The sequence below is a fragment of the Qipengyuania pelagi genome, assembly GCF_009827295.1.
GTDB classification, from domain to species: Bacteria; Pseudomonadota; Alphaproteobacteria; order Sphingomonadales; family Sphingomonadaceae; genus Qipengyuania; species Qipengyuania pelagi.
Genome location: NZ_WTYD01000008.1, coordinates 1 through 7,548, shown reverse-complemented (window position 1 = coordinate 7,548; position 7,548 = coordinate 1). Strand labels below are relative to the sequence as shown.

General features: G+C 60.4%; 7 protein-coding genes. 3 read left to right on the top strand and 4 right to left on the bottom strand.

Going from position 1 to position 7,548, the window contains the following annotated elements; genetic code table 11:
* Positions 1-206: 206 nt before the first annotated feature.
* Together GRI47_RS14700 and GRI47_RS14695 are read right to left on the bottom strand one after the other, a co-directional pair.
* Positions 207-1,793, bottom strand: a complete 1,587-nt coding sequence (locus tag GRI47_RS14700; protein ID WP_160659387.1) for an ABC1 kinase family protein — start codon at positions 1,791-1,793, stop codon at positions 207-209.
* Between the two features lie 4 nt (positions 1,794-1,797).
* Complete coding sequence (locus GRI47_RS14695; RefSeq protein ID WP_160659386.1) at positions 1,798-2,289, bottom strand: MarR family winged helix-turn-helix transcriptional regulator; 492 nt, start codon at positions 2,287-2,289, stop codon at positions 1,798-1,800.
* 125 nt (positions 2,290-2,414) lie between these two features.
* On the opposite strand from GRI47_RS14695, the gene GRI47_RS14690 reads away from it, so the two are divergent.
* The 3 genes from GRI47_RS14690 to GRI47_RS14680 are packed head-to-tail and all read left to right on the top strand — an operon-like array spanning position 2,415 to position 6,044.
* The gene (locus tag GRI47_RS14690; protein ID WP_160659385.1) at positions 2,415-3,542 is read left to right on the top strand and encodes an HlyD family secretion protein; all 1,128 of its coding nucleotides are present in this window, start codon (positions 2,415-2,417) and stop codon (positions 3,540-3,542) included.
* Positions 3,539-4,573: an MFS transporter gene (locus tag GRI47_RS14685; protein WP_160662071.1), complete on the top strand. Its 1,035-nt coding sequence runs from the start codon at positions 3,539-3,541 to the stop codon at positions 4,571-4,573. Before GRI47_RS14690 ends, GRI47_RS14685 begins: the two co-directional genes overlap by 4 nt.
* A 10-nt stretch (positions 4,574-4,583) precedes the next feature.
* Complete coding sequence (locus GRI47_RS14680) at positions 4,584-6,044, top strand: efflux transporter outer membrane subunit (RefSeq protein ID WP_088711257.1); 1,461 nt, start codon at positions 4,584-4,586, stop codon at positions 6,042-6,044.
* Here GRI47_RS14680 and GRI47_RS14675 read toward each other — a convergent pair.
* Both GRI47_RS14675 and GRI47_RS14670 read right to left on the bottom strand, forming a co-directional pair.
* On the bottom strand, positions 5,974-6,441 hold the full coding sequence (locus GRI47_RS14675; RefSeq protein WP_237452676.1) for a hotdog fold thioesterase: 468 nt from the start codon (positions 6,439-6,441) through the stop codon (positions 5,974-5,976). The genes GRI47_RS14680 and GRI47_RS14675 overlap by 71 nt on opposite strands.
* A gap of 23 nt (positions 6,442-6,464) precedes the next feature.
* The gene (locus GRI47_RS14670; RefSeq protein ID WP_160661209.1) at positions 6,465-7,370 is read right to left on the bottom strand and encodes an alpha/beta fold hydrolase; all 906 of its coding nucleotides are present in this window, start codon (positions 7,368-7,370) and stop codon (positions 6,465-6,467) included.
* Positions 7,371-7,548: the final 178 nt, after the last annotated feature.

Below are 7,548 nucleotides of genomic sequence, written 5' to 3'. Positions count from 1 at the left end.
CATAGCGGCCATAAAGTCAGGCGAGGACACGCCTGAAAGCTGCCGTTCCAAAGTTTCGTCTGATTGAGGAAAATAAGCCTTCAATCGCAATAGGTCGAAAAATTTTCTTCGCGATGCGTCTTGGTCGCTGAAGTGAGGCGCATGAAATCCTCGTTAAGTTCGGCTTTGCCGTATCGTGACCGTGCACGAATTAAGTTGCTCCTTCATTATGACTTTCGGATGAGCACCACCCCAGCAATCACAAGCGCGCCGCCAGCCAGAAGCCAGGATTGATCGACAAGCAACGCGCTAGCTATGATCAATGCGGCAGCTAGAGGGCCTTTCAAGGACTGACGCTCATTGCGAAGTCCAGCGAGCTGCTCGATACTGAGCGGATCGAGCTGAACCGGCACATATCCTGACTTTGCGATCGAGTTCGCAGTGGCAAGTATGTCGGGCAAGGACGCCGACAACCCCAGCAGCTGACCGCGAAGTCTCTTCAAACCCGACCGAGCGCTGCCGAGCGAGAACCGCTCGGCGAGAAGCTCCGTCATGATCGGCCGGGTCTCTTCGGCGATGTTGTAGTCCGGTGCCAGCGATCGGACGAAGCCCTCTGCAGTCAACAAGGTACGCAGAAGAATGGCCAGATCAGGTGGCAGAACCAGTCGATAATCCCGCAACAGATCGAAAACGCGGGAAAAAATCTGCGAGAACTCGATGCCAGATAGCACGGTCCCCCTGAACTCTCCAATCAACTGATCCAGATCCACCGCGAGCGCATCGCGATCCACCTTCGGCTCCCCCGCCCATGCGAGCAGGACATCCGCGACATCGCTGGTTTCCTCACCAGCAATCGCAAGCACGAGGCGGACGATTTCGTCGCGCCTGGCCTTGGTGAGCGTCCCGACCGATCCGAAGTCGATGAAGCCGACATCCTGCTCGCCGATCAGGAAAACATTGCCGGGATGAGGGTCGCCGTGGAATTCGCCGTTCAGAATGATCATGCGCAGGACTGCGTTGGCATAGCACTTGGCGAACGCCGCCACCTCCGGATCGCCCGATGAGGCGCCCAGCGAAGACGCGGGCCTGCCGTACAGGCGTTCCTGAACGTTCACCCGCAGCCCGGTCAGTTCCCAATGGATGGCCGGGGTCCTGACGCCGATGGTTTCGAGATATGCGCCGATCCGCTCGCAGGCTCGGGATTCCGCAGCGAGGTCCATCTCCCAGGCAAGATTGCGGCCGAAGGTCCGCAGAAACTCGACTGGCCGGTAACGCGCGATGTCAGGCGAGCGTGCTTCCGCGATCTCGGCAAGACGCACAAGCAGGCGCACATCGGCTTCCATGCGCGCGGCGGTGCCCGGGCGGCGAACTTTCACGATGACCTCGCTACCGTCCCGTAGCTTGGCGGAATAGGTCTGTGCAATCGAGGCGGACGCCAGAGGCTGTTCGTCGAACTGCGCAAAGTCGTTCCGCCAGTCCTCACCCCAGCTTGAAGCAAGTACGGGCTCGATATGTGCGAAGCGCACCGGCGACACCTGATCGTGCAGGGTTGAGAATGCAGTGATCCAGTGTTCGGTAAACAGATCGCTTCGGGTGGCGAGGAGCTGCCCCAGCTTTATGCCGACTGGCCCGATGTCACGGAGGAACGCGACAACTGCGGCCGGACGAAATTCGCGAGGATCGATGACATTGCTCGAAGAGGGAATAAATCCGAGGGCTCCGGCGAGAGTCTTCGCACCGTGCCTCATTAAGATTCGGCCGATCTCCGCGGCGCGAGCGATGCTGCTGATAGGCTTTTCCGGGGGCGATGCCATGATATTACTCAGCCTCGGCCCGGAGTTGGTCCAGATTTTCCGATACCCTTGCAAGAATCTGCTGCAACGTTTGCTTCTCGTCGGCGGCAATGTCGCGCCAAAGCAGATCATGAAGCCTATCCGCGGAGCCTCTCAGTTCGGGCAGCATATCATCTAGCTGCTCCGTGAGGATGAGCTGCCACGCTCGCCGATCCGTCTCAGCTCGAAGCCTTTTCATCAGCCCGCGTGCGCAAAGACCTGCAACCGCCTGGCCGATGGTCGCCGATTCCAGTTCCAGTTTCTTGGCGATTTCAGCCTGCGTAAGGGCAGGATCGCGAAGAAGTTGTCCGATGATCCTCCACTGTGTCTGATTGAGACCGATCCTGGCGACCCTCGCATCGTACACTCTGCGCGCGCCGCGACTGATCTCGTCCATAAGATAGAGAATGCGGTCATCATCGGTGATGATCTTCTGCCGACGCTGAGACCGTGACATGGTATCTGGTTTTTCATCCATAGGGCTGTGTAGTCGGATAGCCTCGGATGCCCAAATGCAAACTGCTAAATGCCTTTACTATCTGACTCACGGCTCATAGGGCGCGAGACGCGTTCACCTTTTACTGAGGCTGCCGAAAGAGTCAGATGACCGATAACTCCAACCAACCGGAGCAGGAGGGCACAACCCCAACGAAACCGCAATCGCGGCGTAGCTTGCGCATCGTGCTAATCATCGTTGGTCTTGCCGTGCTGCTTGGCGGGATCTGGTGGTACTACCGGCACGTAACCTACGGACAGTACATGCAGTCGACCGATAACGCCTATGTCGCTGCCGACAGCGTCGTTATCTCTTCCAAGGTAGCGGGATACGTCGAAGAGGTCTTCGTAGGGGAGAACGAGCAAGTAGCTCGCGGCGGAGCCCTCGTACAACTGGATCTGCGGGATTATCAGGCGCAAGCGCAGCAGGCGCGCGCACAGATCGCTGCGACCCTGGCCGGTGCCGACACAATCCGTTCTCAGGTATCCGAACAGGATGCAGCCATTCGCCAGGCGCGGGCCCAACTCGCCGCCGCGAGCGCGGCACTGGACCTCGCGAACGACCAGGTGGCGCGATATCGGCCCCTTGCCGCGACAGGAGCCGAACCGCGGGAAAAGCTAGACCAGTATGAGGCGCAGGCGCGGCAGGCGCGGGCCGAATTCGCCGCTGCGCAGGCGGCGGTGGCTGCCGCGACCGCTCGCCGGGGGACCCTGTTCGAGCAGATCAGCCAGACCCAGGCGCAGGCGGACGCTGCTCGCGCTCAGCTGGAAACAGCCGACCTTACGGTTGAATCGACCTTGCTGCGCGCCAGCAAGGCCGGCCGAGTCGGCGATCTCTCGGTCAGGGTGGGCCAGTTCGTGCAACCGGGTCAACGTTTGATGACGGTGGTTCCGGTGAGCGCGATCTACGTGACCGCGAACTTCAAAGAAACGCAGGTCGGCCTCATCCGGGCCGGCCAGAGCGTCAGGCTCGAAGTTGACGCCCTGCCAGACCTTGAGATCGCGGGACGAGTGGACAGCATATCGCCGGGAACGGGCGCGGAATTTTCCATCCTCCCCCCCGAAAATGCCACCGGCAACTTTACCAAGATCGTTCAACGGATACCCGTCCGCATCGGTATCGATGCTCCCCCTGAAGTGCGGCGTCTGCTCGTTCCCGGCATGTCGGTAGTGGCTACGGTCGACACCCGGAATGCTGCCGGCGAATTGGAAGAGATCTCGAGTCGGACTCAATGACCGAGATACTGGCAGCGCAGGACACTTCGATCGGGCCGGCCGGGGGCCGAAAGAACGCAGACGTGACTGCCTGGGTCGCTGTGGCCGCGGGCGCGCTTGGCGCCATGCTCGCGACGCTGGACATATCAATCGTCAATTCCGCACTCCCCGTCATTCAGGGCGAGATCGGTGCCACAGGCGCCGAAGGCACCTGGATTGCTACGTCATTTCTCGTTGCTGAAATCGTCGTCATTCCGCTGAGCGCTTGGCTCGAACGGCTGAAGGCACGCAAGCCCGTCTTGAAGTTGCAGCTCCTGTTCAATCGACAGTTCGCCAGCGTCGCGATCATGGCGCTCGCCCTGGGCATGGTGATGTATGGTTCGACCTATGTCATTCCGCAGTTTCTGGCGATCATCTCTGACTATAATGCTTTTCAGACGGGACTGGTCATCTTCTGGATGGGTGTCCCGGCCTTTCTCCTGATGCCGGTTCTGCCCCTGATGATCCGCAAGGTGGACATCCGCATTGCCGTCGGCACCGGAATGCTGCTGATGGCGATCAGCTGCTTTGTCAGCACGAGTCTGACCGCCGAATCCGGCGGCGCTGTCTTCACTGAAAGTCAGCTTATCCGCGGGGCCGGAATGATACTTGCGATGATGTTCCTGAATCAGGCAACGGTTGCGTCGGTGGCCAAGGAAGACGCGGGCGATGCCTCGGGCATTTTCAACGCGGCCCGCAATCTTGGCGGATCATTCGCCCTCTCGGCCCTCGCTTCGTTCCAGGACCAGCGAATTTGGCACCATACGAGGCGCATGGAAGAAACGCTGAATGCGAACAGCGTTTCGCTGCAGACCTATCTCGACGGACTGGCGCGAAGCTTGGGCGATATGGAACGAGCGATGGCGGCACTCGGCGGCACTCTCCAGCGCGAAGCGTTCATCATGACCTACAATGATGTCTTTCTGGTGATGGGACTTCTCACACTCGCGACAGTCCCGCTTGTTCTGTTCCTCAAGCCGCTTCCGGAAAATGTCTCCCTTTCGATGCACTGAGCCCGAGATTATGCGCCACTTGCTACCTCCGATTATCACTATCGCCTTGCTAGCTGGATGCACGGCTGGGCCCGATTATGCAGGCCCCCCGGAAGTTGTGTCAGCAGACACGGGCACTCGCTTTGTGCGCGCTGGCAGTGATGTGAGCGCATCTGATCCGGTTGTCGCTCAATGGTGGCTGCTGCTCGGCGATCCCGAGTTGACGCGGCTGGTGGAGGCTGCGCTGTCCGGCAACCCTTCGCTCGCCGCAGCGCAGGCGCGCATTGCCCAGGCACGGGCATCCATCAGGCAAGACCGTGCGGGTCGAATGCCATCGCTTGGGGCACAGGCCACCACCGTGCAGGGCCGGCTTCGTGGTCTCGACATTCAAGGCGGGGCGCCCCCCCCGTCAGAGCAAACCAATTCCGACGCAGAAACCGATGACTCGCTCAGCTTTTTCAATGTGGGCCTTAACGCCAACTGGGAGCTGGAGTTCGCCGGTGGCTCGCGCAGGCGCATTGAAGCCAGCAATGCCCAAGCTGCTGCAACGGTGGCCAATGCAGAGGACGCAAAGGTCCAGTTGACTGCCCAAGTGGCCAGCACCTACGTCAATTTGCGGGAGGCCCAATTCCGCGCAGAGCAATTTGAGGCGCAGATTTCGTTGCAGGAAGAGATCCTGGCGCTGACATACCAACGCTATCAGCGCGGTGCATTGCCGCTTTTCCCGGTAGGCACCGCGAATGCCGAACTGGAGATGCTCAAGTCACAACTTGCCGAAGCTGAAGCGGATATCGCAGTCCTGTCTGATGCACTCGCTATACTGACCGGACAGGTGCCGGGATCAGTTGATGCAGCGCTCACGACTGCGCATTCCATTCCCATGCCGCCAGAGCAGGTCGCGATCGGCGATCCGGCAAGCCTGGTGGCGCGTCGGCCTGACATAAGGGCGGCCGAACGGTCTCTTGCCGCGTCGACGGCGCGGATCGGGGTGGCCGAGGCGGCGCGGTTCCCGAAATTGTCCTTCACGGGGATCCTGGGCCTCGGCGGATCCTCGTTGGACGACGTTGTCGATGTCGGCGATTTCTCCGCACTCGCGATCCCACGCCTCCAGTGGAATTTTCTGGATTTCGGCAGGGTAGACGCTGCGATCGACCAAGCCGGGGCGGCGCGCAACGAAGCAGTCGCCAATTACCAGCAGACGGTGCTTCTGGCACTGCAAGACGCCGAACGTGCCTTGGCTCGCTTCGGCCAGCAGCGTGTGGCGCTCGCTGCCAGTATGCAAATCAAGAAGCAGGCTGACGGCGCGGCGGACCTGAACCGCCAACGTTTTGCCGCAGGAGCGATCTCGAAGGCTGACCTCAACCGGGCCCTGCGAGAACAGCAGCAGGCCTCAGCAGACCTCGTCCGGGCAAAAGGCGCCCTTACGCTGGCGTGGATCGCGCTGCAGAAGTCGCTGGGCCTTGGGTGGCAAGAGCCTGTTCGAGATCAATAGTCCCGCCGCGATGATCAAGTGATCCGGTTGACGAGAAGTAGGCGCCCCTGCCGCTGGCGACCAACTTGCCGTCGGGCTCGATAACCCGGGTTTCCGCCACCGAAATCTGTCGCCCGATCTTCACGATCTGTCCGTGAGCAGTGAGAGGTCCTGAGGTTGCAGGACGGTGGTAATCGACATGCAGATCGGCCGTCGCTCTCGCCGCGACGCCCCCGGCAAGCAGAGTATAAAGCCCGGTGAGGTCGACCAGTGAAGCCAGGATCCCTCCATGCGCCGACCCAATCATAGGGTTCGACACGATCTCTTCGCGCCATGGCATGGTGATCGCGATTCCCTGGTCGGAGCATGTTGCAATCTCCAGCCCAAGCCATCGATGAAACGGCGCGATATTCAGCATTTCCTGCAAGCGCTCTCGATCGATCATAGCTCCCTCGTCCCCTGTGGCTGAGCCGTATCGGATGAGTGATGGCGCCGTAGGAAATCGACGATAGCGGCGGAAAAGGCATCGTTCGCATCGCCCACGACCATGTGCGTGGCATCGGCAATATCGGTGTATTCTGCATGGGGGGCGAGTTGTCGCAGATGCAATACGGCCTCTTCGGAAACAAGATCGCTAGAGGCGCCTCGGATGAGGTGAAGCGGAAGCGTGAGATTCGCCGCAGCTTGGCTGAGCATTGCCGATTGACGTTCTTGGCTGTCTGGGTCGCCTTGTCTGGCTGACATTATATTACGGATAAACGCAGGGTCCCAGTGCCAATAGAAGCGCCCATCCGGCTTCTGCCGCAGATAGCTTTTCAGACCATCGCTCGCGCCCCGCCTGGGACGATGCGGCATGTAGCGAGCGATCACGTCGGCCGCCTCCTCTGGTGAGGCGAAGCCGCTATCGACATGCTCTTCCATGAAACCAACCACGCGCATTACACCGCTGGGCGCCATGCGCGGGGCAATGTCGACCAATGTGAGTGAAGCAAAGCTACCTGGAGCAAGCTCCCCTGCGGCAATCAGTCCAGCGAGCCCGCCCAGTGAAGCGCCGACCAGCGCTGGCTTCTGGTCCAGGCGCGACGCTGCAGCGACCAGATCCGCCGCGAAGTCGCGCATTTCATAAGCTCCGCATGGCGACCAATCGCTGTCTCCGTGACCGCGCATGTCGAAGGCGATTGCGCGAAAGCCGGCTTGAGCCAGCTCGCTGACCACCCTTCTCCACGCGCGCCGTGTCTGCCCGCCGCCGTGCGCAAGAAGGACGGGTATGGCGTAGGCATCCCCCTCAGCCTCGGCTGTAAGAGAAATCGCGCCTGCGCCCTCAATCGTAAAGGTTTCTCTCGCCATCTCTGGATGGTAGGAAAGGCGCGCTAAATAGTAAACCGATTTAGTTTGTGGCTCTCGGCTCCGTGTTGGCTGTCCTGCAGGGGCGTTTCAACGACGGCAAAAGTCTATGCCAAGAGGGGTTTCTCCAGACCATTCTCTAATGCACCGGCTTGCGATTCGGTCAGCAGTCGCTGTCCGC

Excerpts from the sequence above, each read along its gene's own strand:
- GRI47_RS14695 (WP_160659386.1), bottom strand. The coding sequence starts at position 2,289 with ATGGATGAAAAACCAGATACCATGTCACGGTCTCAGCGTCGGCAGAAG.
- GRI47_RS14700 (WP_160659387.1), bottom strand. The coding sequence starts at position 1,793 with ATGGCATCGCCCCCGGAAAAGCCTATCAGCAGCATCGCTCGCGCCGCG.
- GRI47_RS14680 (WP_088711257.1), top strand. The coding sequence starts at position 4,584 with ATGCGCCACTTGCTACCTCCGATTATCACTATCGCCTTGCTAGCTGGA.
- GRI47_RS14690 (WP_160659385.1), top strand. The coding sequence starts at position 2,415 with ATGACCGATAACTCCAACCAACCGGAGCAGGAGGGCACAACCCCAACG.
- GRI47_RS14685 (WP_160662071.1), top strand. The coding sequence starts at position 3,539 with ATGACCGAGATACTGGCAGCGCAGGACACTTCGATCGGGCCGGCCGGG.
- GRI47_RS14675 (WP_237452676.1), bottom strand. The coding sequence starts at position 6,441 with ATGCTGAATATCGCGCCGTTTCATCGATGGCTTGGGCTGGAGATTGCA.
- GRI47_RS14670 (WP_160661209.1), bottom strand. The coding sequence starts at position 7,370 with ATGGCGAGAGAAACCTTTACGATTGAGGGCGCAGGCGCGATTTCTCTT.